Source organism: Salmonella sp. 741265055_HSA, assembly GCF_046569525.1.
Taxonomy (GTDB): domain Bacteria; phylum Pseudomonadota; class Gammaproteobacteria; order Enterobacterales; family Enterobacteriaceae; genus Salmonella; species Salmonella enterica.
This window is the reverse complement of record NZ_JBKFSQ010000022.1, coordinates 24,883-50,737: the sequence shown is the minus strand read 5'-3', so window position 1 is coordinate 50,737 and position 25,855 is coordinate 24,883. Positions and strand designations below refer to the sequence as shown.

Below are 25,855 nucleotides of genomic sequence, written 5' to 3'. Positions count from 1 at the left end.
ATGACGTTTGCCAGTCGACATGAGCAGGTAGCGCCCCCTGCAAGGTAAGACGGGCTTTTCAACACTGGAGCAACATCGCCTATGCCTTTGAATTAGACGCCTCATCAGGGATAATAACCTTACGATTCGTCCGCTCAGGTCCACTATGAAACACTCCCTGCCATGCCGGGCGTTACGCAAACGCCCCATGAAACTCGGCACTACCGTCATTCTGATGGTCAGCGCCGTTTTGTTTTCGGTGCTCGTTGTGGTCCATCTGATCTATTTTTCGCAAATCAGCAGCATGACGCGCGACGCGCTGGCAGATAAAGCGCTGGCGGTGGCTCGCTCGCTGGCGGACTCTCCGGCAGTTCGCGAGGGGCTGAAAAAACCGCCTGCGGAAAGCGGCATTCAGACGCTCGCCGAAGCGGTGAGCCAGCATAATGGCTTTTTGTTTATTGTGGTGACCAATATGCAGGGCATCCGTTATTCGCACCCAGAAACGCAGCGAATCGGTCAACCGTTCAAAGGCGATGATATTCTGCTCGCGCTGCAGGGAAAGGAAAACGTTGCCATTAATCGCGGCTTTCTTGCCAAAGCGCTGCGCGTTTTCACACCGGTTTATGATGAACGCCACCGGCAGATCGGCGTGGTAGCGATTGGACTGGAACTCAGTCACGTTACGCAGCAGATCAACAACAGCCGCGGCAGTATTATCTGGTCCATTCTTTTCGGCGCTCTGGTGGGGTTATTAGGCACGTATGCGCTGGTCAAAGTGCTAAAACGAATCCTGTTTGGCCTCGAACCCTATGAGATCTCAACCCTGTTTGAACAACGCCAGGCGATGCTGCAGTCAATCAAAGAGGGCGTTATCGCCGTTGATGATAGCGGCGAAGTCACGTTGATTAACCATGCGGCGCAGGCGCTGCTCGATTATCGAAAAACGCAGGATGACGCCAGATTATCCACCCTGAGTCATGCCTGGTCGCAGGTGGTAGACATTAGCGAAGTGTTGCGTGACGGTACGCCGCGCCGCGATGAAGAGATCATCGTCAAAGGCCGTCTGCTGCTGGTGAATACCGTTCCGGTGCGCAGCAACGGCGAAATTATCGGCGCGATATCCACCTTCAGGGATAAAACAGAAGTTCGCCAACTGATGCAGCGGTTGGACGGGATGGTGAACTACGCGGATGCGCTCCGTGAACGATCCCACGAATTCATGAACAAATTACATGTGATTCTGGGATTATTGCACCTGAAGAGTTATAAGCAGCTTGAAGCGTATATTATCAAGACGGCCAATAACTATCAGGAAGAGATCGGTTTGCTGCTGGGTAAAATAAAGTCGCCGATTATCGCTGGCTTTTTGCTCAGTAAGATGACTCGCGCCTCTGATTTCGGGCACAGTCTGGTGATAAGCAGCGACAGCCAGTTACCGGATAATAACAATGAAGATCAGGTTACGGCGCTGATTACGGCGCTGGGTAATTTGATTGAAAACGCACTGGAAGCGTTGAGCCAGGAATCCGGCGGCGAAATCAGCGTCTCATTGCACTACCGCCATGGCTGGCTGCATTGCGAAGTGAGCGATGACGGTCCGGGTATCGAACCTGAGCGCATCGACGCGATTTTTGAAAAAGGCGTCTCGTCGAAAGGCGCCGAACGCGGCGTCGGTTTAGCGCTGGTTAAACAGCAGGTTGAAGCGCTTGGCGGCGTAATTTCCGTGGAGTCCGAGCCTGGGATCTTCACACAATTTTTTGTACAGTTACCCTGGGATGGAAAAAGGACCAGCCTATGATCAATGTATTAATTGTCGATGACGATGCGATGGTCGCGGAGTTAAATCGCCGCTATGTCGCGCAAATCTCCGGTTTTCATTGTTGTGGAACCGCTTCGACGCTGGAAAAAGCGAAAGAGTTTATCTTCAACAGTGAAAATCACATTGACCTCATCCTGCTGGATATCTACATGCAGCAGGAAAATGGATTGGATCTGCTGCCTGTCCTGCACAGCGCAGGCTGCAAAAGCGACGTTATTGTCATTTCTTCTGCCGCTGACGCCGCCACCATTAAAGATTCGCTTCACTACGGCGTGGTGGATTATCTGATCAAGCCTTTTCAGGCCACGCGCTTTGAAGAAGCGCTGACCGGCTGGCTACGTAAGAAAACGGCGATGGAAAAACGCCAGTATTACGAACAGTCTGAGCTTGACCTGCTCATTCACGGCAATTCATCCAGCGAGCAGGAGCCTCGCCGGCTGCCAAAAGGGCTGACGCAGCAAACGCTACGCACCTTATGCCAGTGGATTGATGCGCATCAGGAGCAGGAATTTTCTACCGACGAGTTGGCCAACGAAGTGAATATCTCTCGCGTCTCCTGCCGTAAATATCTTATCTGGCTGGTGAATTGCCATATCTTGTTTACCAGTATTCATTACGGCGTGACCGGCAGGCCGGTTTACCGCTACCGCGTTCAGCCAGAACATTACTCTTTACTGAAACAATATTGTCAGTAAGGATACCGCATAAAACCGGCGCGAAGCGTTATATCCTGGTAACATTTATTATAACAATGCCAATAAAAACGCTATCACATTAATAACAAAACAGGGAAATTGTGTCAGATCAAATATACTCAATCCAGGCCTGTTAACGTTATTTCTTATTATTACAGCGCTATGCGCTGTTTTTAATTTCAAAACGATAACAAAAGTTAATTAAGTATTATCCCATGCAGAGAGTGTGTATTTTTATTAAAAAAGGGATTTGTCCGGAGTTTTCCTGACACTTAAATAAAATTATGTTTGTAGCAATGGAGCTTGTGCTACGCCTATGGACAATACGTATATTGGTGAGCAGATACGCGTCTCCACACGCCATACTAATAATTTAAAAAAATGGCGTGACAATGATCACATAAGTCACATTCTGTTCGCTTTATCTCGTGATTTACCTGATGGCGAGACACAAAAATCAAATAATAAACGCCTGTTTTTAAAACAGACAAATCATAATCTACTGCTCTCGCTGACTCCACCTGCCCATCGCCAGAGGGTGCTTCCCTCTGAACATCACCATCGCAAGAAAATAATTACTTAAAGCAACTCTGTAAAACGCTTAATCGTTAATCGTCGCCACTGGCGCATTGAATATTCGCCATTTCCTGATGTTCATTCACAAAAATCAGAAGATGACTGTGATCCATTTATCAAAATTGACTGGGTTTATCGCGAGGATAAATAAAAATGTTATTTAGTATACAGCTTCTCATAATATTAATATGTCTGTTTTATGGTGCCCGAAAGGGCGGGATCGCGCTCGGGTTGTTGGGCGGTATCGGTCTGGTCATTCTGGTGTTTGTTTTCCATCTCCAGCCAGGTAAACCGCCCGTTGACGTAATGCTGGTCATTATCGCGGTAGTCGCCGCGTCGGCAACGTTGCAGGCGTCAGGCGGGCTGGATGTGATGTTGCAGATTGCCGAAAAGCTGCTGCGTCGCAACCCCAAATACGTCTCTATTGTGGCGCCGTTCGTCACCTGTACCCTGACGATTCTGTGTGGGACAGGCCACGTGGTCTACACCATTTTGCCGATTATCTATGACGTGGCGATCAAGAATAATATCCGTCCGGAACGTCCAATGGCGGCCAGTTCTATCGGCGCGCAAATGGGCATCATCGCCAGTCCGGTTTCCGTCGCCGTTGTTTCTCTGGTAGCGATGCTGGGCAACGTGACATTTGACGGCAAACATCTGGAGTTCCTCGATCTGCTGTCGATCACCATCCCGTCTACCCTGCTCGGTATCCTGGCAATCGGTATTTTTAGTTGGTTCCGCGGTAAAGATCTGGATAAAGACGAAGCGTTTCAGAAATTTATCTCCGTACCGGAAAACCGTCAGTACGTGTACGGCGATACCGCGACGCTGCTGGATAAAAAACTGCCGAAAAGCAACTGGCTGGCGATGTGGATCTTCCTGGCGGCGATTGCCGTGGTCGCTCTCCTGGGCGCGGACTCCGACTTACGCCCAACCTTCGGCGGCAAACCGTTGTCGATGGTGCTGGTCATTCAGATGTTCATGCTGCTGACCGGGGCGCTCATTATCATCCTGACCAAAACCAATCCTGCGTCTATCTCAAAAAACGAAGTTTTTCGTTCCGGTATGATTGCGATTGTCGCGGTATACGGGATCGCCTGGATGGCGGAAACCATGTTCGGCGCGCATATGTCGGAAATTCAGGGCGTGCTGGGCGAAATGGTCAAAGAGTATCCGTGGGCCTATGCCATCGTTCTGCTGCTGGTCTCCAAGTTTGTTAACTCCCAGGCGGCGGCGCTGGCGGCGATTGTTCCCGTCGCGCTGGCTATCGGTGTCGATCCGGCGTATATCGTGGCCTCTGCGCCGGCATGTTATGGCTACTATATCCTGCCGACCTACCCAAGCGATCTGGCGGCGATTCAGTTTGACCGTTCCGGCACAACCCGTATTGGCCGCTTCGTCATTAACCACAGCTTCATTCTGCCGGGTTTGATTGGCGTGAGCGTCTCCTGCGTCTTTGGCTGGATCTTTGCCGCAATGTACGGATTCCTGTAATGGCCGCGCGCGCCGCCCGGTTATGCGCGGCGCGCGACTTAGAGCCTGGCCCATGAGGCTCTTAATACATTTTCTTACTATTAGGCTGGAAGCACATGTCGAAAAAAGAGTTTATCTATCAGGCACCTTTCCCGATGGGAGAGGACAAAACAGAGTATTATCTGCTCACCTCCGATTATGTCAGCGTCAGTGAATTCAACGGAGAATCTATCCTCAACGTTGAGCCGCAGGCGTTAACGTTGCTGGCTCAACAGGCCTTCCATGATGCGTCTTTTATGCTCCGTCCTGAACACCAGCAGCAAGTCGCCGCCATTCTCCATGACCCCGAAGCCAGCGAAAACGACAAATATGTGGCGTTGCAATTTCTGAGAAACTCCGAGATCGCCGCCAAAGGCATTCTGCCGACCTGCCAGGATACCGGCACGGCGATTATCATGGGTAAAAAAGGCCAACGCGTCTGGACGGGCGGCGGTGATGAAGCCGCGCTCTCCAAAGGCGTGTTTAATACCTATATCGAAGATAACCTGCGCTACTCGCAGAACGCGCCGCTGGATATGTACAAAGAGGTCAATACCGGCAGCAACCTGCCAGCGCAAATCGATCTCTATGCCGTCGATGGCGACGAGTACAAGTTCCTTTGCGTGGCGAAAGGCGGCGGTTCAGCAAACAAAACGTATCTCTATCAGGAGACCAAAGCGCTGCTCACCCCAGGCAAGCTGAAAAACTTCCTCGTTGAGAAAATGCGCACGCTGGGCACTGCGGCCTGTCCGCCATACCATATCGCCTTTGTCATTGGCGGCACCTCGGCGGAAAGCACGCTGAAAACCGTTAAACTCGCCAGCACCCACTATTACGACGCGCTGCCGACGGAAGGTAACGAGCACGGCCAGGCATTCCGCGATCTCCACCTGGAACAGGAACTGCTGGAAGAAGCGCAAAAACTTGGCCTCGGCGCCCAGTTCGGCGGGAAATATTTCGCCCACGATATTCGCGTAATTCGCCTGCCGCGTCACGGCGCTTCCTGTCCGGTGGGGATGGGCGTCTCCTGCTCGGCCGACCGTAACATCAAAGCGAAAATCAACCGCGAAGGCATCTGGATCGAAAAACTGGAACACAATCCGGGCCAGTATATTCCGCCAGCGCTGCGTCAGGCGGGCGAAGGCGACGCGGTGAAAGTCGATCTCAACCGTCCGATGAAAGAGATCCTCGCCCAGCTATCGCAGTACCCAGTCTCGACTCGCCTGTCGCTGACGGGCACCATTATCGTAGGTCGCGATATCGCCCACGCGAAGCTAAAAGAGCGTATTGAATCCGGCGAAGACCTGCCGCAGTATATTAAAGACCATCCCATCTATTACGCAGGTCCGGCAAAAACCCCGGCAGGTTATCCATCTGGCTCATTAGGCCCCACCACCGCAGGCCGAATGGACTCTTATGTCGATCTGCTGCAATCCCACGGCGGCAGTATGATCATGCTGGCGAAAGGCAACCGTAGTCAGCAGGTCACCGATGCCTGTAAAAAACATGGCGGCTTTTATTTGGGCAGTATCGGCGGCCCGGCGGCGGTTCTGGCACAGCAGAGCATTAAACATCTGGAGTGCGTCGAGTATCCGGAACTCGGCATGGAAGCTATCTGGAAAATTGAAGTAGAAGATTTCCCGGCCTTTATCCTGGTGGATGACAAAGGCAACGATTTCTTCCAGCAGATTGTCAGCAATCAGTGCGCTAACTGCGCGAAATAACCTGGCAGGCCCGGCGTTCTCCCGGGCCGCGTTATCGATTAATTGCCGGATGGCGCTACGCTTTCACGCTACGTGGCATTGACAATCAAGCCCATGATGGTGCCGGATCTGCCATCCAGCGCGGCTGGAGATTAACGGCGTAACCAGGCCGGAAGCCAGTCGCCATGCGCGGCGATCAGATCGTCAACCAACGCATAGATTTCTTCGATACCCAGCACCGCCGCGGTATGAGGGTCCATCATCGCCGCGTGATACACGCGATCGCGGTTTTCCGTGAGGATGGCTTCGGTCAACAGCGTTTGCACGTTGATGTTGGTCTGCATCATCGCCGCCAGATGAGAAGGGATCGTCCCCACCTTCGTCGGCTGGATGCCGTTGGCATCCACCAGACAAGCCACTTCCACGCAGCTTCCCTGCGGCAGGTTATCAATCAGCCCCTCATTACGCACATTGCCGTAAATCACGCTCGGCTCGCCGGTCCACAGAGCGTTCATAATGGTGCTGGCGTACTCGCGGGACGGTTTGATGTCGATACGCTCGGCGGTTTTATACTCCTCCAGCTCTTTATGCCAGTTCGCCAGTTGTTCTACACAGCGTTTCGGATATTCATCCAGCGGCACCTTGTAGCGCGCAATCAGATCCTCGCGTCCCGGTTTAATAAACCACGGCGTGTACTCGGCAAAATGCTCTGATGATTCGGTGACGAAGTAGCCCAACTTTTTGAACATCTCATAGCGCACAATGTTCTGGCAGCGTTCATTGCCGTGAATATTGGGCTTCGGCGCCTGTCCGGCGTCATAGGCCGCCAGCAATTCAGGATAGAGATCGACATAAGTCCCGTCAGCCGTTTTGCGCTCCAGTTCCAGGTAAAACGCCATGTGGTTAATGCCGGCGCAGCGGTAGCGCAGCGAGGCGGGATCGATATTCAGGTCGCGCGCCAGTTCTTCCGCCGTTCCCTGTACCGAGTGGCACAGGCCGACCTGTTTGATATGCGGATAGCGGGCATACATCGCCCAGGTATTCATCGCCATCGGGTTGACGTAATTGAGCATGGTGGCTTTCGGACAGACTTCCGTCATGTCTTCGCAAATCCGCCACAGATGCGGGATAGTCCGCAGCGCGCGCATAATGCCGCCCGGCCCCAGCGTATCGGCGATCGTCTGTTCCAGGCCATGATGCTTACAAACCTCAAAATCGGTCACGGTGCAGGGTTCATAGCCGCCAATCTGAAAGGCGACCACCACGAAATCCGCATCCTGTAGCGCCGCTTTCTGGTGGGTATGGCAGGTAATCCGGCCAGAAGCGCCCGCTGAGTCCATCAGTTTCCGTACCACAATGTGCGACTCTTCCAGCCGGGTTTCGTCAATATCCATCAGGGCGACATGCGCTGATTTTAGCGCCTCGCGGTGAAACACATCGCCGAGGATATTTTTAACGAAAATCGTAGAACCTGCGCCGATAAAGGTAATTTTGGGTGCCGTCATCATGACTCTCCAGAACAGTAGTGAACATCTTCATGGTGGCACGCGTTCCCGGTGAAAACCTCCGTCTTCCCCGATGAGCATTCCCGAAAACTCAGATCGTATGCTGACGCGCGGGAGATCTGAGTTTTTGGGACAAAATGGCGTAAAAAGAAGAGTATTCGGCCTGAAAGTCAGGCTACGCTCTACAATATCGACGGATTCTGTGTCCGGACTCCCGGTTTCCTCCCGGCTAAAGACGCATAATTCTGATAATTCAGGAAATGGAGTGACGATGAGTACGCAAGCAATACCCCTCCTCCCGCCCGACCCGCACATGTGCAACGGCGATGAAAAGCAAACCCGTAGCCCGCTGTCGCTCTATTCCGAATATCAACGACTGGACGTTGAACTGAGGCCGCCGCACAGAATGGCCAGCAGTCACTGGCATGGGCAAGTAGAAGTGAATGTTCCGTTTGACGGCGATGTGGAGTATTTAATCAACAATGAAGTCGTGCAGATAAAGCAGGGGCATATCACCCTGTTTTGGGCCTGTACGCCACACCAGCTTACCCGCCCCGGCAACTGCCGCCAGATGGCGATTTTCAGTTTGCCGATGCACCTGTTTCTCTCCTGGCCGCTGGATCGCGATCTTATCAACCATGTCACGCACGGGATGGTGGTTAAATCACTGGCGACCCAGCAGCTTAGCACCTTTGAAGTGTTGCGCTGGCAGCAGGAAACAAGCAGCCCGAATGAGCAAATTCGCCAGTTGGCGATCGATGAAATCGGCCTGATGCTTAAACGCTTTAGCCTTTCCGGCTGGCAACCCATTTTGCTCAATAAAACATCACGCACCCACAAGAATAGCGTCTCACGCCATGCGCAGTTTTACGTAAGCCAGATGCTGGGATTTATTGCCGATAACTACGATCAGGCACTCACCATTAACGACGTCGCGGAGCATGTCAAACTCAATGCTAATTACGCGATGGGAATATTCCAGCGGGTTATGCAATTGACGATGAAGCAGTACATCACGGCGATGCGCATCAATCACGTACGTGCCTTATTGAGCGATACTGACAAAACGATCCTCGATGTCGCTCTGACTGCCGGGTTCCGATCCAGCAGCCGTTTTTACAGTACTTTCAGCAAATTTGTCGGCATGTCGCCGCAACAATACCGCAAGCTAAGCCAGCAACGACGCCAGACGATGCCCGGCTAAAGCCGGATACCACTATCAGCCAAAAAAATAATTCACCTGTCGATAAACGGCAGGTAAAATCGCTCGATATCAATAATTAACTCATTGTTTATTAAAACATAATATCAATAATTGACCATTATTCCATCACTTTACACCCCCTATTTGACGGGGTAATACTTGCCCACGTCACATTCATACGGCGGGCCGGCAAGGTGTAAATTGCACGGCCTCCATAACCGGGTAAAAGATGATGAAAGTATTAATTGTTGAAAGTGAGTTTCTGCATCAGGACACCTGGGTTGGCAACGCGGTTGAGCGTCTGGCGGATGCCTTGAGCCAACAAAATGTTACCGTCATTAAATCGACATCCTTCGATGACGGCTATGCCATCTTGTCCGCGAACGAAGCCATTGACTGTCTGATGTTTAGCTACCAAATGGAACAACCGGATGAGCACCTGAGCGTCAGGCAATTGATCGGTAAGCTTCACGAGCGTCAGCAAAACGTGCCCGTTTTCCTGTTAGGCGACAGGGAAAAAGCGACGGCATCGCTGGACCGCGACCTGCTGGAGCTTGTCGATGAATTCGCCTGGATTCTGGAAGACACCGCTGACTTTATCGCCGGACGCGCCGTTGCCGCCATGACCCGGTATCGCCAGCAACTGTTACCGCCGCTGTTTAACGCGTTGATGAAATACAGCGACATTCATGAATATTCATGGGCGGCACCGGGGCACCAGGGCGGCGTCGGTTTCACTAAAACGCCTGCCGGTCGCTTTTATCACGATTATTATGGCGAAAACCTGTTCCGCAGCGATATGGGGATTGAGCGTACCACGCTCGGTTCACTCCTCGACCATACCGGCGCGTTTGGCGAAAGCGAGAAAAACGCCGCCCGCGTATTCGGTGCTGACCGCTCCTGGTCCGTGGTTGTCGGAACCTCCGGTTCTAACCGTACTATTATGCAGGCCTGTATGACGGATAATGATGTCGTTGTACTGGATCGTAACTGCCATAAATCCATCGAGCAGGGGCTGATCCTCACCGGGGCCAAACCGGTATATATGGTGCCAAGCCGTAACCGTTACGGCATTATCGGGCCAATCTACCCGCAGGAAATGCAGCCTGAAACCTTGCAGAAAAAAATCAGCGCCAGCCCGCTGACCAAAACCAAAGCCGGACAGAAACCGTCTTACAGCGTGGTGACCAACTGTACCTATGACGGCGTATGCTATAACGCCAAAGAGGCGCAGGATCTGCTGGCAAAAACCAGCGATCGCATTCACTTCGACGAAGCATGGTACGGCTATGCGCGCTTCAACCCGATTTATTGCGATCACTACGCGATGCGCGGTGAGCCAGGCGACCATAACGGTCCGACCGTGTTTGCCACCCACTCCACGCACAAATTACTGAATGCGCTTTCACAAGCTTCCTACATTCACGTCCGTGAAGGCCGTGGCGCGGTGAATTTCTCCCGCTTCAACCAGGCATATATGATGCATGCCACCACCTCTCCGTTATATGCCATCTGCGCATCCAACGATGTGGCGGTATCGATGATGGACGGTAACAGCGGCCTGTCCCTGACTCAAGAGGTGATTGACGAAGCGGTTGATTTCCGTCAGGCGATGGCGCGTCTTTATAAAGAGTTTACCGATGAAGGCGACTGGTTCTTTAAACCGTGGAATAAAGACGTCGTCACCGATCCACAAACCGGTAAAACATATGACTTCGCCGACGCGCCGGCAAAACTGCTGGCCACCGACCAGAACTGCTGGGTCATGCGCCCCGGAGAAACCTGGCACGGCTTTAAAGACCTGCCGGATAACTGGAGTATGCTGGACCCGATTAAAGTCAGTATCCTGGCGCCGGGTATGGGCGACGATGGCGAACTGGAAGCATCCGGCGTACCTGCTGCGCTGGTCACAGCATGGCTTGGCCGCCACGGTATCGTGCCGACCCGCACCACCGACTTTCAGATTATGTTCCTGTTCTCTATGGGGGTCACTCGCGGGAAATGGGGAACGCTGATCAACACGCTGTGTTCCTTCAAACATCATTACGACGCGAATACGCCGCTGGCGCAGGTGATGCCGGAACTGGTGCAGGATTATCCTGACACTTACGCGAACATGGGTATTCATGACCTGGGCGATAAAATGTTTGCCTGGCTACGTGAAAATAACCCTGGCGCCCGTCTCAACGCCGCCTATTCCACCCTGCCGGTCGCGGAGATTACCCCGCGCGACGCCTACAACGCGATCGTGAACGACAATATTGAAATGGTGGCGATTGAAAATCTACCGGGTCGCATTGCGGCGAACTCCGTTATTCCTTACCCGCCAGGAATCCCGATGCTGCTCTCCGGCGAAAACTTTGGCGATGAAAACAGTCCGCAGGTGGGTTACTTACGCTCACTGCAATCCTGGGATCATCACTTCCCTGGCTTTGAGCATGAAACCGAAGGCACGGAAATTAAAGATGGCGTATATCACGTTATGTGCGTGAAAGCCTAATCACAAAGAGTCTTTTTTTTGAGGATGGCATGTATTCCCTGAGTATTGCTGCAAAACAATAATACTGTCATACCTTTTTGCGCGGGCCCCATCCCGCGCTTTTTTTATACAAAAATGACAAGTTTCCACTCGCGTACAACTTTTTGTACACCCTAATTCATCGTACAAATGTTGTAATATTATTCAGGAAAGTTATTTTAGTGCAGGTTCAATTCATCACACAATTGATTCAGTCCCCGTTATCTCTCCTGTTTGGCGAGATCCGGTATTTTATGTTCATATTCCAGGAGTTCGGGTATGAGGATTTGCAGCAACGAACCTTGCATAGTGTTATTAACCGAAAAAGACACATGGTTACGAGTAAATGGTAAGGAGCCAATCAGTTTAAAAGCGAATCATATGGCCATTCTGGCTTGTGAAAATAACGTTATTGACATTTCATCATTAAATAGCGTGCTAGTAATACAAGTGAGTCGCAATAATATTAAAGACTATTTACAATTCCTGAATAAAGATCTCTCACATCTTCCCGTCTGGCAACGCAACGCCGATCCCTTATTGACCGCCACCTGTCTGACGCCGGACATCTTCAGGGTTGCCGCCCGCTACAGCGCGATGGAAACACTGGATGAAATTGTTATTGAACGTACCCGTGCGCTCCTTTTCACCGTTTTATCCCGCTTTCTTGACCACAAAAAATTTATTTCTTTGTTAATGCACATGCTGCGCAGCCGCATCAGTGACAGCGTTTACCACATCATTCAGAGCGATATTCATAAAGACTGGAATCTGAGCGCCGTTGCCAGCTGCCTGTGCCTGAGTCCAAGTTTGTTAAAGAAAAAGCTCAAAAACGAGAGTACCAGTTATAGCCAAATAATCACGACCTGCCGAATGCGTTATGCCGTAAACCAATTATTAATGGACGGGAAGAATATCTCTCAAGTCTCACAGCTTTGTGGGTATAACAGCACGTCGTACTTTATTTCCGTGTTTAAAGAGTTTTATGGTATGACCCCCCTGCATTATGTTAGCCAACATCGGGAACGATCGGCTGCCTAATTTTTCTACACTCAACGATAAGACACGATAATATCAGCATTGGCGATAAGCCGTCTCCGATATAATTCAGCGGCATTCTGAGGGGGTATGATACGACGTAATTTATCGTAACGAAGTCACCTTTTCAGGAGTCCAAATTATGTCTTCGGATGCTGATGCTCACAAAGTGAGCCTAATCCCCGTCACCTTAATGGTATCGGGGAATATTATGGGTTCAGGGGTATTCTTACTCCCTGCCAATCTGGCGGCCACTGGCGGGATTGCAATCTACGGATGGCTGGTCACTATCATCGGCGCCCTGGCGCTGTCGATGGTTTATGCCAAAATGTCGTCCTTAGATCCCAGTCCCGGCGGTTCCTATGCCTACGCACGCCGCTGCTTCGGGCCGTTTTTGGGCTATCAAACGAACGTGCTGTACTGGCTGGCATGCTGGATCGGTAATATCGCGATGGTCGTTATCGGCGTCGGCTATCTGAGCTATTTCTTCCCGATTCTGAAAGATCCGCTGGTATTAACGCTTACCTGCGTCGCGGTGCTGTGGATTTTTGTTCTGCTGAACATCGTCGGGCCAAAAATGATTACCCGCGTACAGGCCGTCGCTACCGTACTGGCGCTGGTGCCTATCGTAGGGATTGCGGTCTTCGGCTGGTTCTGGTTTAAAGGCGAAACCTATATGGCGGCCTGGAACGTGAGCGGCATGAATACCTTCGGCGCAATTCAAAGCACGTTGAACGTCACGTTATGGTCATTCATCGGGGTAGAAAGCGCCTCCGTTGCGGCCGGTGTGGTCAAAAACCCGAAACGCAACGTGCCTATCGCCACCATCGGCGGGGTACTGATCGCCGCCGTCTGCTATGTACTCTCCACAACGGCGATTATGGGGATGATCCCCAACGCGGCGCTGCGTGTATCGGCATCGCCTTTCGGTGACGCGGCGCGTATGGCGCTGGGCAATACCGCAGGGGCTATTGTTTCCTTCTGTGCGGCAGCGGGGTGCCTGGGCTCTCTCGGCGGTTGGACGCTGCTTGCCGGTCAAACCGCAAAAGCGGCGGCGGACGATGGTCTCTTCCCGCCAATCTTCGCGCGGGTTAATAAAGCCGGTACGCCAGTGGCTGGGTTGCTTATCGTCGGCGTGCTGATGACTATCTTCCAGTTCAGCAGTATGTCGCCGAACGCCGCGAAAGAGTTTGGTCTGGTCTCCTCCGTGTCGGTTATCTTCACCCTGGTGCCTTATCTTTACACCTGTGCCGCGCTGTTGCTGTTGGGCCACGGTCACTTTGGTAAAGCGCGCCCGCTGTATCTGCTGATTACCTTCGTCGCGTTTGTGTATTGCATCTGGGCGGTCATCGGTTCCGGCGCCAAAGAAGTGATGTGGTCGTTCGTCACGTTGATGGTGATCACCGCGCTGTATGCGTTGAACTACAACCGCATTCATAAAAACCCGTATCCGCTGGATGCGCCGGTTAAACAGGATTGACCACGTGTAGTTAATGTTATCGCAACAGGCCGGATAGCGCAGGTTATCCGGCCACCACCAACATTAAGTTCTTAAGGTTCACTTAATTTTACTTTGTCACGATTAGCGTCACCGAATCGATGGACGCATCAACATGTTAAAGCGCTTTCTTAAAAGACCTGTTCTTGGGCAAATCGCCTGGCTTCTGCTTTTTTCCTTTTATATTGCCGTCTGCCTGAACATTGCGTTCTACAAGCAGGTACTACAAGACCTACCGTTAAACTCGCTGCGCAATGTACTGGTGTTTATTTCCATGCCGGTCGTCGCGTTTAGCGTGGTCAATAGTGTGCTGACGCTGGCCTCATTTATTTGGCTAAACCGACTGCTGGCCTGCGTTTTTATTCTGGTCGGCGCTGCCGCGCAGTATTTTATTTTGACTTACGGCATCATCATCGATCACTCCATGATCGCCAATATGATGGATACCACGCCCGCGGAAACCTTTGCGCTGATGACGCCGCAAATGGTGCTGACGCTGGGATTAAGCGGCGTTCTGGCAGCCGTAATTGCCTTCTGGGTCAAAATCCGCCCGGCGACGCCGCGCTTACGTAGCGGGCTTTACCGCCTGGCCAGCGTCCTGATCTCTATTTTATTAGTTATTCTGGTCGCCGCCTTTTTCTATAAAGATTACGCCTCGCTATTTCGAAATAATAAACAGTTGATCAAAGCGTTAAGCCCATCGAACAGTATTGTCGCCAGTTGGTCATGGTATTCGCATCAACGGCTGGCGAATTTGCCGCTGGTACGCATTGGCGAGGATGCCCATCGCAATCCATTAATGCTGAAAGGCGATCGCAAAAACCTGACGATTCTCATCGTTGGCGAAACCTCGCGCGGCGATGATTTCTCTCCTGGCGGCTATCCGCGCGACACCAATCCGCGGCTGGCAAAAGACGATGTGATCTACTTCCCGCATACCACCTCTTGCGGTACGGCGACCGCGATCTCTGTTCCCTGCATGTTTTCTGATATGCCGCGCAAACATTATGACGAAGAGCTGGCGCATCACCAGGAAGGGCTACTGGATATTATCCAGCGCGCGGGGATTAACGTACTGTGGAATGATAATGACGGCGGCTGTAAAGGCGCATGCGATCGCGTTCCGCATCAAAATGTCACCGAGCTAAACCTGCCCGGACAATGTATCGACGGCGAGTGCTATGATGAAGTGTTATTTCACGGTCTGGAAGACTATATCGACCATTTGAAAGGCGATGGCGTTATTGTATTACATACCATCGGCAGCCACGGCCCAACCTATTACAACCGTTATCCACCGCAGTTTAAAAAATTTACCCCAACCTGTGACACTAACGAAATTCAGAACTGTTCCCAACAGCAGTTGATCAACACCTATGATAATACCGTGCTGTACGTGGACTATATTGTAGATAAAGCCATTAACCTGCTGAAATCTCATCAGGATAAATTCACCACCAGCCTGGTCTATCTTTCCGATCACGGCGAATCATTGGGTGAAAATGGCGTTTATTTACACGGTCTGCCGTATTCCATTGCGCCGGATACGCAAAAACATGTCCCGATGCTCATTTGGCTTTCTAAAGATTATCAACAGCGTTATCAGGTGGATCAGGCCTGCCTGCAAAAACGGGCGAGCACGCTGGATTATTCACAGGACAATCTTTTCTCAACCATGCTGGGATTAACCGGCGTACAAACGACGTATTACCAGGCCGCAGATGATATTCTGCAACCGTGCAGGAGACTAAGCGAATGAAGATACTGATTGTTGAAGACGACACGCTATTATTACAGGGGTTAATACTCGCCGCGCAAACCGAAGGCTATGCGTGTGATGGCGTTTCGACAGCGCGTGCCGCCGAGCATAGTCTGGAGTCTGGTCATTACAGTCTGATGGTGCTGGATTTAGGGCTGCCTGATGAGGATGGCCTGCATTTCCTGACGCGAATCCGACAGAAAAAATACACCCTGCCGGTACTCATTCTGACCGCCCGCGATACGCTCAATGACCGCATTACCGGGCTGGATGTCGGCGCAGATGATTATCTGGTTAAACCCTTCGCCCTGGAGGAATTGCACGCCCGCATCCGCGCGCTGCTGCGCCGCCATAATAATCAGGGTGAAAGTGAACTGACGGTTGGCAATCTGACGCTCAATATAGGCCGCCATCAGGCATGGAGGGATGGACAGGAACTGACCCTGACGCCTAAGGAGTACGCGTTGCTCTCACGGTTGATGCTCAAGGCAGGCAGTCCGGTGCACCGGGAAATTCTTTATAACGATATCTACAACTGGGATAACGAACCCTCGACCAACACTCTGGAAGTGCATATACATAATTTGCGCGACAAAGTCGGCAAGTCGCGCATTCGCACGGTTCGCGGGTTTGGCTACATGCTGGTTGCCACTGAGGAAAGCTAAGTGAGCCTGATGCGTTTTCAGCGAAGAGCGATGACCCTTCGCCAGCGTTTAATGCTGACAATTGGTCTTATTCTGCTGGTGTTCCAGTTAATCAGTACCTTCTGGTTATGGCATGAAAGCACTGAGCAAATCCAATTGTTCGAGCAGGCGCTGCGGGATAATCGCAATAACGATCGCCATATCATGCACGAAATTCGCGAGGCGGTCGCCAGCCTGATCATCCCCGGCGTATTTATGGTTAGCCTGACGCTGCTAATTTGCTACCAGGCGGTACGGCGTATTACCCGTCCGCTCGCCGAACTGCAAAAAGAGCTGGAAGCGCGGACGGCGGATAATCTGCTGCCGATCGCCATTCACAGCTCCACGCTTGAGATTGAATCCGTCGTCTCGGCAATCAATCAACTGGTTACGCGTTTGACCACCACGCTCGACAATGAACGCCTTTTTACCGCCGATGTGGCCCATGAGCTGCGCACGCCGCTGTCGGGGGTGCGTTTGCATCTGGAATTATTGTCAAAAACCCACAATGTTGATGTCGCGCCGCTTATCGCCCGTCTTGACCAGATGATGGATAGCGTCTCCCAGCTTCTGCAACTGGCGCGCGTGGGCCAGTCATTCTCTTCCGGGAATTATCAGGAAGTAAAACTGCTGGAAGATGTGATCCTCCCCTCCTACGATGAGCTGAACACCATGCTGGAAACGCGCCAGCAAACTCTGTTGCTGCCGGAAAGCGCGGCGGACGTGATGGTGCGCGGTGACGCGACGTTACTGCGTATGCTGCTGCGAAATCTGGTGGAAAACGCGCATCGCTATAGCCCTGAAGGAACCCATATCACTATCCACATTAGCGCCGACCCCGACGCTATTATGGCGGTCGAAGACGAGGGGCCGGGTATTGATGAAAGCAAATGCGGGAAGCTAAGCGAAGCGTTCGTGCGAATGGACAGCCGTTATGGCGGAATTGGCCTGGGGCTGAGTATCGTCAGCCGCATCACTCAACTACATCAGGGACAGTTTTTCCTGCAAAACCGTACGGAAAGTACAGGCACCCGTGCCTGGGTGCTGTTGAAAAAGGCCTAAACAGCCATTTAATACGTCGTGACCCACACATAGATAAAACTGCTGACAATCAGCACACTACACAGGGTCGTCAAACTTTTATAAATATAGCTTTTCATGACGCTCTCCTCCAAAGGTATGGAGGAGAGTATGCCCGCGAGAGATTAAGCAAACCTTAAGCGTGAAATTTATTCATCGATGCGCGGATGTTGCTGTACCAGACGCGAACGTTTGACCTGCAGCTCCGCAATTTCCTGATCGATGTCGTCGATTTTCTGCTCAATATTATCGTAATGCTCGCCCAGAATTTCCTTCGCTTCCTGAATGTCCGACGCCGCTGGCGTTGCGCCTTTTAGCGGACGATTGGCCGTTTCCTTCATGGAAATACCGGTAATCAAGCCTATCACCGCGATGACCATCAAATAATACGCCGGCATCATCAGATCCTGCGAGCTTTCCACCAGCCAGGCTGCCAGCGTCGGCGTCAGACCGGCAATTAATACAGAGATATTAAAAGCCGCCGCCAGCGCGCTGTAACGAATATGCGTCGGAAACATTGCCGGCAATGTCGAGGCCATCACCCCGGTAAAGCAGTTCAGAATCACCGCCAGCATCAACAAACCGGCAAAAATCAGGCCAATAACGTTACTGTTTATCAGGATGAAGGCCGGGATCGCCAGCGCGAACAGCGCAATGCTGCCCATAATCACAAACGGACGACGACCGAAACGATCGCTCAGCAGCCCCATCACCGGCTGCACAAACAGCATCCCGATCATAATGGCGATGATAATCAACACGCCGTGATCTTCAGAATAGTGCAGGTTATGCGACAGGTAGCTCGGCATGTAGGTGAGCAGCATGTAGTAGGTCACGTTGGTGGCAATCACCAGACCGATACATGACAACAGGCTACGCCAGTGTTTGGTGGCAATCTCTTTAAAGGAGACTTTCGGCCCATCCTGCAACCCTTCGCGGTCGCCCTGCTCCAGTTTATCCACGTGCTGCTGAAACGCTGGAGTCTCCTCCAGCGCATGGCGTAAGTAGAGACCAATAATTCCCAATGGCAGGGCGATAAAGAACGGAATACGCCAGCCCCACTCCAGGAAATTCTCCTCGCCGACAATCGTCGAGATTAAGACCACCACGCCCGCGCCCAGCACGAATCCGGCGATGGAACCAAAATCCAGCCAGCTTCCCATAAATCCGCGTTTACGATCCGGCGAATATTCCGCGACAAAGATCGACGCGCCGGTATATTCCCCGCCAACCGAGAAGCCCTGCGCCATTTTACATATTAACAACAGTATTGGCGCCCAGATACCGATCGTCGCGTAAGAGGGGATTAACCCGATACAGAAGGTACTGATCGACATAATCACAATCGTGATCGCCAGGATCTTCTGGCGCCCGTATTTATCGCCGAGCATACCAAAGAATAACCCGCCGAGCGGACGAATCAGGAAGGGAACGGAAAACGTGGCCAGCGCGGCAATCATCTGGACGCTGGGATCGGCGCCGGGGAAAAAGACTTTACCCAACGCGTAGGCAACAAATCCATAAACACCAAAATCAAACCACTCCATCGCGTTGCCCAGCGAGGCGGCGGTAATCGCTTTGCGAAGTTTACCATCATCAATGATGGTCACATCGCCCAGTGTAATCGGTTTTATTTTTTTCCTTTTCAGCATAGCTGTCCTCATAGGCTAAGCCCTGTAGCGCTATATACGGCGGGCACTGGCATACCGCGCCAGCGTCGTCGTCGAGCGGAGGGAGGGGCGCGAACGCTATCCCTCATACAAGCGTAGCAGGTTTACTTACACTGTCCGGTTACGGACTGTACAACCGAACCTGTTGACGCCTGAATGGGCAGTTAATGACCTTTTTACCCTAACAGGGTTTAAATATGTGATCAACTTCACACATATATGTCAATTCGGTCAAAAGGTGTAAATAAGGACGCCCTAATGCGCTGTGGTGACAGTAAAAAAGCGGTTATTCGAGTGTAAACCATTGCTGACTGGCGTGGCGCAGACCCATTTATAAAAGCGGCAATAGTCCCGACAACGCTAAGGATTTTGTGTATAATTGCGGCCTTTTTCGGCGATCTGCCATTTTTGGGCGCGTTTGCCCCCGCTGACTTTTTGAGGATACCAACATGTCATTACCCCACTGCCCGCAATGTAACTCCGAATATACCTACGAAGATAACGGCATGTTCATCTGCCCGGAATGCGCTCACGAATGGAACGATGCGGAACCCGCTCAGGAGAGCGATGAACTGATTGTCAAAGACGCCAACGGCAACCTGCTGGCGGACGGCGATAGCGTCACCATCGTGAAAGATCTGAAAGTAAAAGGCAGCTCTTCCATGCTGAAAATCGGCACCAAAGTGAAGAACATTCGTCTGGTTGAAGGCGACCATAACATCGACTGCAAAATCGATGGTTTTGGCCCGATGAAACTGAAATCCGAGTTCGTGAAAAAGAACTGATTTACCGTATCATTGCCCGGTAGCGCCTCGCTTACCGGGCCTGAGCGGCCCTGCCACCGACAATATTGTGCCAATTTCGAACTACACTTAACGAGCATCTCTTACCTGAGGTAACCATCATGCCGTTAAGTCCCTATCTCTCTTTTGCCGGCAACTGTGCCGACGCCATCGCGTATTATCAACAAACGTTAGGCGCAGAACTGCTTTATAAACTCAGCTTCGGTGAAATGCCCCCCTCGGCGGCGGATAACGAAGAGGGCTGCCCGTCAGGAATGCGCTTTCCCGATACTGCTATCGCCCACGCCAACATGCGCATTGCCGGCAGCGATATCATGATGAGTGATGCCAGCGCGTCGGGAACGGCGCATTATTCCGGCTTTACGCTGGTGCTTGATACCCAGGATGTAGCAGAAGGGAAGCGCTGGTTTGATAACCTTGCCGCACAAGGGCAAATCGAAATGGACTGGCAGGAAACCTTCTGGGCGCAGGGTTTCGGCAAGGTCAGCGATCGTTTCGGTGTGCCGTGGATGATTAACGTGGTTAAACATCAGCCTGCCACCTAACTCCCCGGGAGGCTCGCCCTCCCCCTTGCCATCAGATTGATCTTTGGCTGCACGCTGGTTTTGACGTATCGGTCAACGGGGCGTGCGCACATCTGCCGCAAACGCAGGCGCGCGGGGGGAAAATGCCGCTGACATCGCCACCCGCCTGGAGCGAACAGCACATTATCCGCCGTTTAACTGCCATAGAATAATGCCGTCACACTGCCAGATGGCGCTGCGCTTACCCGGTCTACCGTTTAAAAAGCGATTGTTCGCTGCCAGCCGTCATCGCGATCGTCATCGTAATCGCGCCCGTTATCCGTTTTGTACGCCTCGTTGAGAGCTTGCTGAATATGCCCTATTGCCTCAGGCAGAGTAGATTGCCGGATGGCGGCTCCGCCTTATCTGGCCTGCGCTCAGCGTTTCTCCCCATAATAAATGTCATGCGGCATTTTCTTTCGACACGTCAAAACTGACGATAGCCTGTTTTTCGTCAGGGTTTTGAGCAAAATTCGCCCGTAATATCAGGGAATGCCCATACTAAAAAAGTGGCATAAAACATGCATACTGAGGGCGACAGCGCGTATGCGCGATTTGATTAACTGGAGCGAAACCGATGAAAAAAGTCGTCACGGTTTGCCCGTATTGCGCATCAGGTTGCAAAATCAATCTGGTGGTCGATAACGGCAAAATCGTCCGGGCTGAGGCGGCGCAGGGGAAAACCAACCAGGGTACCCTGTGTCTGAAGGGCTACTACGGCTGGGATTTTATTAATGATACCCAGATCCTGACCCCGCGCCTGAAAACCCCAATGATCCGTCGCCAGCGTGGCGGCAAACTGGAATCTGTTTCCTGGGATGAAGCGCTCAATTACGTCGCTGAACGTTTGAGCGCCATCAAAGCGAAGTACGGTCCGGATGCCATCCAGACAACCGGCTCCTCTCGCGGTACCGGAAATGAAACCAACTATGTAATGCAAAAATTCGCACGCGCCGTTATTGGTACCAATAACGTTGACTGCTGCGCTCGCGTCTGACACGGCCCATCGGTTGCAGGTCTGCACCAATCGGTCGGTAACGGCGCAATGAGTAATGCGATTAACGAAATTGATAACACTGATTTAGTGTTCGTCTTCGGGTATAACCCGGCGGATTCCCACCCTATCGTGGCGAATCATGTGATTAACGCTAAACGCAACGGGGCGAAAATTATCGTCTGCGATCCGCGCAAAATTGAAACCGCGCGCATCGCTGACATGCATATCGCGTTGAAAAACGGCTCGAATATCGCGCTGCTCAACGCCATGGGGCATGTCATTATTGAAGAAAACCTGTACGACAAAGCGTTTGTCGCCAGCCGTACCGAAGGTTTTGAAGAGTACAGTAAGATTGTCGAAGGCTATACGCCGGAGTCCGTCGAAGAGATCACTGGCGTGAGCGCACAGGAAATTCGTCAGGCGGCGCGGATGTATGCCAGCGCGAAAAGCGCAGCGATCTTGTGGGGTATGGGCGTCACTCAGTTCTATCAGGGTGTGGAAACCGTGCGTTCACTGACCAGCCTCGCGATGCTGACCGGCAACCTCGGCAAGCCAAGCGCGGGCGTTAACCCGGTTCGCGGCCAGAACAACGTTCAGGGCGCGTGCGATATGGGCGCGCTCCCGGATACTTATCCGGGCTACCAGTACGTTAAGTTCCCGGAAAACCGCGAGAAGTTCGCTAAAGCCTGGGGCGTAGAAAGTCTGCCTGCGCATACCGGCTATCGCATCAGCGAGCTGCCGCACCGTGCGGCGCATGGCGAAGTGCGCGCGGCGTACATTATGGGTGAAGATCCGCTGCAAACCGATGCGGAGCTCTCTGCGGTACGTAAAGCGTTTGAGGATCTGGAACTGGTCATCGTGCAGGATATCTTCATGACCAAAACCGCGTCGGCGGCGGATGTGATTTTACCCTCTACCTCATGGGGCGAGCATGAAGGCGTCTTCTCTGCGGCTGACCGTGGCTTCCAGCGCTTCTTTAAAGCCGTTGAGCCGAAGTGGGACCTGAAAACCGACTGGCAGATTATCAGTGAAATCGCCACCCGGATGGGCTATCCGATGCACTACAACAACACCCAGGAGATCTGGGATGAGTTGCGTCATCTGTGCCCGGATTTCTACGGCGCCACTTACGAGAAAATGGGCGAGCTGGGCTATATCCAGTGGCCGTGCCGCGACACGTCGGATGCCGATCAGGGAACCTCGTACCTCTTTAAAGAGAAGTTCGATACCCCCAACGGTCTGGCGCAGTTCTTCACCTGCGACTGGGTAGCGCCTATCGATAAACTCACCGAAGAGTACCCGATGGTACTGTCGACGGTGCGCGAAGTCGGCCACTACTCCTGCCGCTCAATGACCGGTAACTGTGCGGCGCTGGCCGCGCTGGCCGATGAACCGGGCTATGCGCAAATCAATACCGCCGACGCCGCGCGTCTGGGCATTGAAGATGAAGCGCTGGTGTGGGTTCATTCGCGCAAAGGCAAAATCATCACCCGCGCGCAGGTCAGCGATCGCCCGAACAAAGGGGCGATTTACATGACCTACCAGTGGTGGATTGGCGCCTGTAACGAGCTGGTGACTGAAAACCTCAGCCCGATTACCAAAACGCCGGAGTACAAATACTGCGCCGTACGCGTTGAGCCGATCGCCGATCAGCGAGCCGCCGAGCAGTATGTGATTGATGAGTACAACAAGCTGAAAACCCGCCTGCGCGAAAGCGCAATGGGTTGATCTGCCGGATGGCGGCATCAGAATGCTTTATTCGGCCTGCGTCTACTGTAGGCCTGATAAGATGCATTAGCATCGCCATCAGGCATTTTCCCTATAACAGCCTCCGCCCGGAGGCTGTTTTTTTATCCATACGATCTCTTTATACTGTCTTTTCCGTACCCTAAATAAAATTCAAAATGAAACTACTTCTTGCATTGATGTTGTTTATGACATTCTTTGCCCATGCCGCAGATCCTGAGCCGGGTAGCCAGTATTTGCAGGCAGCAGAGGCAGGTGACAGACGCGCACAATATTTTCTGGCCGACAGTTGGTTGAGCTATGGCGATTTGAACAAAGCTGAATACTGGGCGCAAAAAGCCGCCGACAGTGGCGACGCCGACGCCTGCGCGCTACTGGCGCAAATCAAAATCACTAATCCGGTAAGCCTGGATTATCCCGACGCGAAAAAGCTGGCTGAAAAGGCGGCTAACGCAGGCAGTAAAGCGGGAGAAATTACGCTGGCGCGGATCCTGGTCAACACCCAGGCCGGGCGCCCGGACTACCCAAAAGCCATCTCGCTGCTGCAAAAGGCCTCTGAAGATCTGGATAACGACTCCGCGGTGGATGCGCAAATGTTGCTTGGCCTGATTTACGCCAACGGCGTAGGCATTGCCGCCGATGATGAAAAAGCCGCCTGGTATTTCAAACGCAGTTCCGCTATTTCCCGTACCGGCTATTCAGAATACTGGGCGGGAATGATGTTTTTAAACGGTGAACCGGGCTTTATTGAAAAGAACAAGCAGAAGGCGTTGCACTGGTTGAATCTAAGCTGTCTGGAAGGGTTTGATACCGGTTGCGAAGAGTTCGAAACGCTAACAAATGGCTGATGTTTATTGCCGGATGAACGTAGTCGTTGTAGGCCTGATAAGCGTAGCGCCATCAGGCAACCCGGAGCAGGTTGTCGGATGGCGGCGTGAACGCCTTATCCGGCCTACATTCTCTTTCGCTGTAGGCCGGATAAGCAAAGCGCCACCCGGCAATCCGTTATTGGGCGGTCTTATCAAATTTGCCCAGCACATCGCGCTCGTAGGCCAGCGCTTTTTTACGGTCAAACTTGTGTTCCCACTTGGCGATCACCAGCACCGCCAGCGCATTCCCCACCACATTTAGTGCAGTACGCGCCATGTCGAGGATACGGTCGACACCGGCGATAAACGCCAGCCCTTCCAGCGGAATGCCCACGCTGCCCAGCGTCGCCAGTAACACCACGAAGGAAACGCCTGGCACGCCGGCAATCCCTTTCGACGTCACCATCAGCGTCAGCACCAGTACAATTTCCTGCCACAGCGACAGGTCGATACCGTATAGCTGCGCGATAAAAATGGCGGCGATGCTCTGGTATAACGTGGAGCCGTCGAGGTTAAATGAGTAACCGGTCGGCACCACGAAACTGGTGATAGAGGCTGGCGCGCCGTAAGCTTCCATCTTCTCGATAATGCGCGGCAGCACGCTCTCGGAGCTGGCGGTCGAGTACGCCAGAATCAATTCATCTTTCAGAATGCGAATCAGAATCCAGATACTTAACCCGCACAGGCGCGCCACGATGCCCAGCACCACCAGCGCAAAGAAGATAATAGCAAAGTGTACCAGCAGCACCAGTTTCGCCAGCGGCCACAGCGACGCGAACCCAAAATTCGCCACCGTGACGGCGATCAGCGCAAAAACGCCCACTGGCGCATAGCGCATCACCATATGGGTGACTTTAAACATGGTCTCAGAGATGGAACGAAATACAGTCACCAGCGGTTCGCGGTGCGTTGCCGGCAGGGACGACAACCCCAGCCCAAACAGGACCGAGAAAAAGATAATTGGCAGCATATCCCCTTTGGCCATCGATGCGATGATATTGGTCGGCACCAGCGACAGTATCGTCCCCATCAGCCCATGCGCATGACTTTGTACTTCCGCCGTGGTGTTCTGGTATTTCGAAATATCGACGGTCGCCAGTTGCGACATATCAATGCCTGAGCCTGGCTGAAAGACATTCGCCAGCGTAATGCCGAGGATAATCGCCACCGTGGTGATCAGTTCAAAATAGAGAATGGTTTTGGCGCCGATACGGCCTAGCTGTTTTGCATCGCCAACGCCGGCGATGCCGACAATCAGAGTCGAGATCACGATCGGCACGACGATCATTTTAATCAGATGGATAAAGATATCGCCAGCAGGCGACAGCAGGTTGGCAATCAGCCATTCACGACTGTCACTGTGATAATGCAGATAGCTGCCCAACAGAATGCCCAGCACCATAGCCAGCAAAATTTGCCAGGCCAGGCTGACTTTCAAATTTTTCATAACAACAGACTTCCTCGATGAAGCGTTGCTCTCCGCCGAAAGCATGGGAGCAATACATACTGAAAGGGTATGATTTGTGTTGCGTTGGTTTGTAGAGTTTTTTAACGCGCATAATCAGTATCATTTGCATAGCGTCTTGCGCAACCCTTTCATAACAGGGCTTTTGGCTGTTTTTATGCATAATAACGCGA

Annotated in this window: 20 protein-coding genes and 2 pseudogenes; 17 read left to right on the top strand and 5 right to left on the bottom strand. The window is 52.3% G+C overall.

Annotated elements, in window-relative coordinates; genetic code table 11:
* Positions 1 to 145 precede the first annotated feature (145 nt).
* The 5 genes from ACLD4K_RS13650 (at position 146) to fumA (ending at position 6,305) form a co-directional block, all read left to right on the top strand.
* Positions 146 to 1,777 carry a sensor histidine kinase gene (locus ACLD4K_RS13650; protein ID WP_183060040.1) on the top strand — a complete coding sequence of 544 codons (1,632 nt, stop codon included), beginning with the start codon at positions 146 to 148 and terminating at the stop codon, positions 1,775 to 1,777.
* Complete coding sequence (gene dcuR / locus ACLD4K_RS13645; RefSeq protein ID WP_000611307.1) at positions 1,774 to 2,493, top strand: two-component system response regulator DcuR; 720 nt, start codon at positions 1,774 to 1,776, stop codon at positions 2,491 to 2,493. The genes ACLD4K_RS13650 and dcuR overlap by 4 nt, the downstream gene beginning before the upstream one ends.
* Before the next feature lie 316 nt (positions 2,494 to 2,809).
* A complete protein-coding gene (locus ACLD4K_RS13640; RefSeq protein ID WP_076736114.1) occupies positions 2,810 to 3,076 on the top strand; it encodes a hypothetical protein in 267 nt (88 codons plus the stop codon).
* A 146-nt stretch (positions 3,077 to 3,222) separates the two neighbouring features.
* Complete coding sequence (gene dcuB, locus ACLD4K_RS13635; RefSeq protein WP_000899149.1) at positions 3,223 to 4,563, top strand: anaerobic C4-dicarboxylate transporter DcuB; 1,341 nt, start codon at positions 3,223 to 3,225, stop codon at positions 4,561 to 4,563.
* Between the two features lie 95 nt (positions 4,564 to 4,658).
* A complete protein-coding gene (gene fumA / locus ACLD4K_RS13630; RefSeq protein ID WP_411012012.1) occupies positions 4,659 to 6,305 on the top strand; it encodes a class I fumarate hydratase FumA in 1,647 nt (548 codons plus the stop codon).
* A 131-nt stretch (positions 6,306 to 6,436) separates the two neighbouring features.
* On the opposite strand, the gene melA is transcribed toward fumA, so the two are convergent.
* Entirely contained in the window at positions 6,437 to 7,792 is a 1,356-nt protein-coding gene (gene melA / locus ACLD4K_RS13625) for an alpha-galactosidase (protein ID WP_411012011.1), read from the bottom strand.
* A 268-nt stretch (positions 7,793 to 8,060) separates the two neighbouring features.
* Between melA and melR the strand changes: the two genes are divergently transcribed.
* The 7 genes from melR (at position 8,061) to pmrB (ending at position 17,551) form a co-directional block, all read left to right on the top strand.
* Positions 8,061 to 8,993 (top strand): transcriptional regulator MelR, encoded by a 933-nt coding sequence (gene melR / locus ACLD4K_RS13620; protein WP_411012010.1) that lies wholly within the window; start codon positions 8,061 to 8,063, stop codon positions 8,991 to 8,993.
* 232 nt (positions 8,994 to 9,225) lie between these two features.
* The gene (adiA, locus tag ACLD4K_RS13615) at positions 9,226 to 11,493 is read left to right on the top strand and encodes an arginine decarboxylase (protein ID WP_183060060.1); all 2,268 of its coding nucleotides are present in this window, start codon (positions 9,226 to 9,228) and stop codon (positions 11,491 to 11,493) included.
* A gap of 297 nt (positions 11,494 to 11,790) precedes the next feature.
* The gene (locus tag ACLD4K_RS13610) at positions 11,791 to 12,552 is read left to right on the top strand and encodes an AraC family transcriptional regulator (RefSeq protein ID WP_411012009.1); all 762 of its coding nucleotides are present in this window, start codon (positions 11,791 to 11,793) and stop codon (positions 12,550 to 12,552) included.
* Positions 12,553 to 12,691: 139 nt separating this feature from the next.
* Positions 12,692 to 14,029, top strand: a complete 1,338-nt coding sequence (gene adiC / locus ACLD4K_RS13605) for an arginine/agmatine antiporter (protein ID WP_411012008.1) — start codon at positions 12,692 to 12,694, stop codon at positions 14,027 to 14,029.
* A 133-nt stretch (positions 14,030 to 14,162) separates the two neighbouring features.
* Positions 14,163 to 15,806: a phosphoethanolamine transferase EptA gene (eptA, locus tag ACLD4K_RS13600; RefSeq protein ID WP_411012007.1), complete on the top strand. Its 1,644-nt coding sequence runs from the start codon at positions 14,163 to 14,165 to the stop codon at positions 15,804 to 15,806.
* Entirely contained in the window at positions 15,803 to 16,471 is a 669-nt protein-coding gene (pmrA, locus tag ACLD4K_RS13595; protein ID WP_000697899.1) for a two-component system response regulator PmrA, read from the top strand. The genes eptA and pmrA overlap by 4 nt, the downstream gene beginning before the upstream one ends.
* 9 nt (positions 16,472 to 16,480) lie before the next feature.
* On the top strand, positions 16,481 to 17,551 hold the full coding sequence (gene pmrB, locus ACLD4K_RS13590) for a two-component system sensor histidine kinase PmrB (protein ID WP_411012021.1): 1,071 nt from the start codon (positions 16,481 to 16,483) through the stop codon (positions 17,549 to 17,551).
* 8 nt (positions 17,552 to 17,559) lie between these two features.
* Here the strand turns inward: pmrB and pmrR are convergent, their stop codons facing one another.
* Entirely contained in the window at positions 17,560 to 17,649 is a 90-nt protein-coding gene (gene pmrR, locus ACLD4K_RS13585) for an LpxT activity modulator PmrR (protein ID WP_000844399.1), read from the bottom strand.
* Positions 17,650 to 17,718: 69 nt separating this feature from the next.
* Positions 17,719 to 19,221 (bottom strand): glycine betaine/L-proline transporter ProP, encoded by a 1,503-nt coding sequence (gene proP, locus ACLD4K_RS13580; RefSeq protein ID WP_000919703.1) that lies wholly within the window; start codon positions 19,219 to 19,221, stop codon positions 17,719 to 17,721.
* Positions 19,222 to 19,688: 467 nt separating this feature from the next.
* Between proP and ACLD4K_RS13575 the strand changes: the two genes are divergently transcribed.
* The 5 genes and pseudogenes from ACLD4K_RS13575 to yjcO all read left to right on the top strand — a co-directional run bounded on the left by ACLD4K_RS13575 (position 19,689) and on the right by yjcO (position 24,196).
* Positions 19,689 to 20,024: a zinc ribbon domain-containing protein YjdM gene (locus tag ACLD4K_RS13575; RefSeq protein ID WP_000056482.1), complete on the top strand. Its 336-nt coding sequence runs from the start codon at positions 19,689 to 19,691 to the stop codon at positions 20,022 to 20,024.
* A gap of 119 nt (positions 20,025 to 20,143) precedes the next feature.
* On the top strand, positions 20,144 to 20,587 hold the full coding sequence (gene yjdN, locus ACLD4K_RS13570; protein ID WP_001131301.1) for a VOC family metalloprotein YjdN: 444 nt from the start codon (positions 20,144 to 20,146) through the stop codon (positions 20,585 to 20,587).
* Positions 20,588 to 20,619: 32 nt separating this feature from the next.
* Positions 20,620 to 20,777: pseudogene (locus ACLD4K_RS13565) on the top strand (ribose 1,5-bisphosphokinase); the annotation flags it as partial.
* Positions 20,778 to 21,182: 405 nt separating this feature from the next.
* On the top strand, positions 21,183 to 23,330 hold the full coding sequence (locus ACLD4K_RS13560) for a formate dehydrogenase H subunit alpha, selenocysteine-containing (RefSeq protein WP_011233236.1): 2,148 nt from the start codon (positions 21,183 to 21,185) through the stop codon (positions 23,328 to 23,330).
* A 176-nt stretch (positions 23,331 to 23,506) separates the two neighbouring features.
* Complete coding sequence (gene yjcO, locus ACLD4K_RS13555) at positions 23,507 to 24,196, top strand: Sel1 family TPR-like repeat protein YjcO (RefSeq protein ID WP_000771454.1); 690 nt, start codon at positions 23,507 to 23,509, stop codon at positions 24,194 to 24,196.
* Positions 24,197 to 24,272: 76 nt separating this feature from the next.
* On the opposite strand, the pseudogene ACLD4K_RS13550 reads toward yjcO, so the two are convergent.
* Positions 24,273 to 24,349: pseudogene (locus ACLD4K_RS13550) on the bottom strand (hypothetical protein); the annotation flags it as partial.
* 4 nt (positions 24,350 to 24,353) lie between these two features.
* Positions 24,354 to 25,664 carry a glutamate/aspartate:proton symporter GltP gene (gene gltP / locus ACLD4K_RS13545; RefSeq protein ID WP_000793278.1) on the bottom strand — a complete coding sequence of 437 codons (1,311 nt, stop codon included), beginning with the start codon at positions 25,662 to 25,664 and terminating at the stop codon, positions 24,354 to 24,356.
* Positions 25,665 to 25,855 lie beyond the last annotated feature (191 nt).

Bases quoted from the DNA above. Each gene is read 5' to 3' on its own strand.
- ACLD4K_RS13650 (WP_183060040.1), top strand. From the start codon at position 146: ATGAAACACTCCCTGCCATGCCGGGCGTTACGCAAACGCCCCATGAAA.
- dcuR (WP_000611307.1), top strand. From the start codon at position 1,774: ATGATCAATGTATTAATTGTCGATGACGATGCGATGGTCGCGGAGTTA.
- ACLD4K_RS13640 (WP_076736114.1), top strand. From the start codon at position 2,810: ATGGACAATACGTATATTGGTGAGCAGATACGCGTCTCCACACGCCAT.
- dcuB (WP_000899149.1), top strand. From the start codon at position 3,223: ATGTTATTTAGTATACAGCTTCTCATAATATTAATATGTCTGTTTTAT.
- fumA (WP_411012012.1), top strand. From the start codon at position 4,659: ATGTCGAAAAAAGAGTTTATCTATCAGGCACCTTTCCCGATGGGAGAG.
- melA (WP_411012011.1), bottom strand. From the start codon at position 7,792: ATGATGACGGCACCCAAAATTACCTTTATCGGCGCAGGTTCTACGATT.
- melR (WP_411012010.1), top strand. From the start codon at position 8,061: ATGAGTACGCAAGCAATACCCCTCCTCCCGCCCGACCCGCACATGTGC.
- adiA (WP_183060060.1), top strand. From the start codon at position 9,226: ATGAAAGTATTAATTGTTGAAAGTGAGTTTCTGCATCAGGACACCTGG.
- ACLD4K_RS13610 (WP_411012009.1), top strand. From the start codon at position 11,791: ATGAGGATTTGCAGCAACGAACCTTGCATAGTGTTATTAACCGAAAAA.
- adiC (WP_411012008.1), top strand. From the start codon at position 12,692: ATGTCTTCGGATGCTGATGCTCACAAAGTGAGCCTAATCCCCGTCACC.
- eptA (WP_411012007.1), top strand. From the start codon at position 14,163: ATGTTAAAGCGCTTTCTTAAAAGACCTGTTCTTGGGCAAATCGCCTGG.
- pmrA (WP_000697899.1), top strand. From the start codon at position 15,803: ATGAAGATACTGATTGTTGAAGACGACACGCTATTATTACAGGGGTTA.
- pmrB (WP_411012021.1), top strand. From the start codon at position 16,481: ATGCGTTTTCAGCGAAGAGCGATGACCCTTCGCCAGCGTTTAATGCTG.
- pmrR (WP_000844399.1), bottom strand. From the start codon at position 17,649: ATGAAAAGCTATATTTATAAAAGTTTGACGACCCTGTGTAGTGTGCTG.
- proP (WP_000919703.1), bottom strand. From the start codon at position 19,221: ATGCTGAAAAGGAAAAAAATAAAACCGATTACACTGGGCGATGTGACC.
- ACLD4K_RS13575 (WP_000056482.1), top strand. From the start codon at position 19,689: ATGTCATTACCCCACTGCCCGCAATGTAACTCCGAATATACCTACGAA.
- yjdN (WP_001131301.1), top strand. From the start codon at position 20,144: ATGCCGTTAAGTCCCTATCTCTCTTTTGCCGGCAACTGTGCCGACGCC.
- yjcO (WP_000771454.1), top strand. From the start codon at position 23,507: ATGAAACTACTTCTTGCATTGATGTTGTTTATGACATTCTTTGCCCAT.
- gltP (WP_000793278.1), bottom strand. From the start codon at position 25,664: ATGAAAAATTTGAAAGTCAGCCTGGCCTGGCAAATTTTGCTGGCTATG.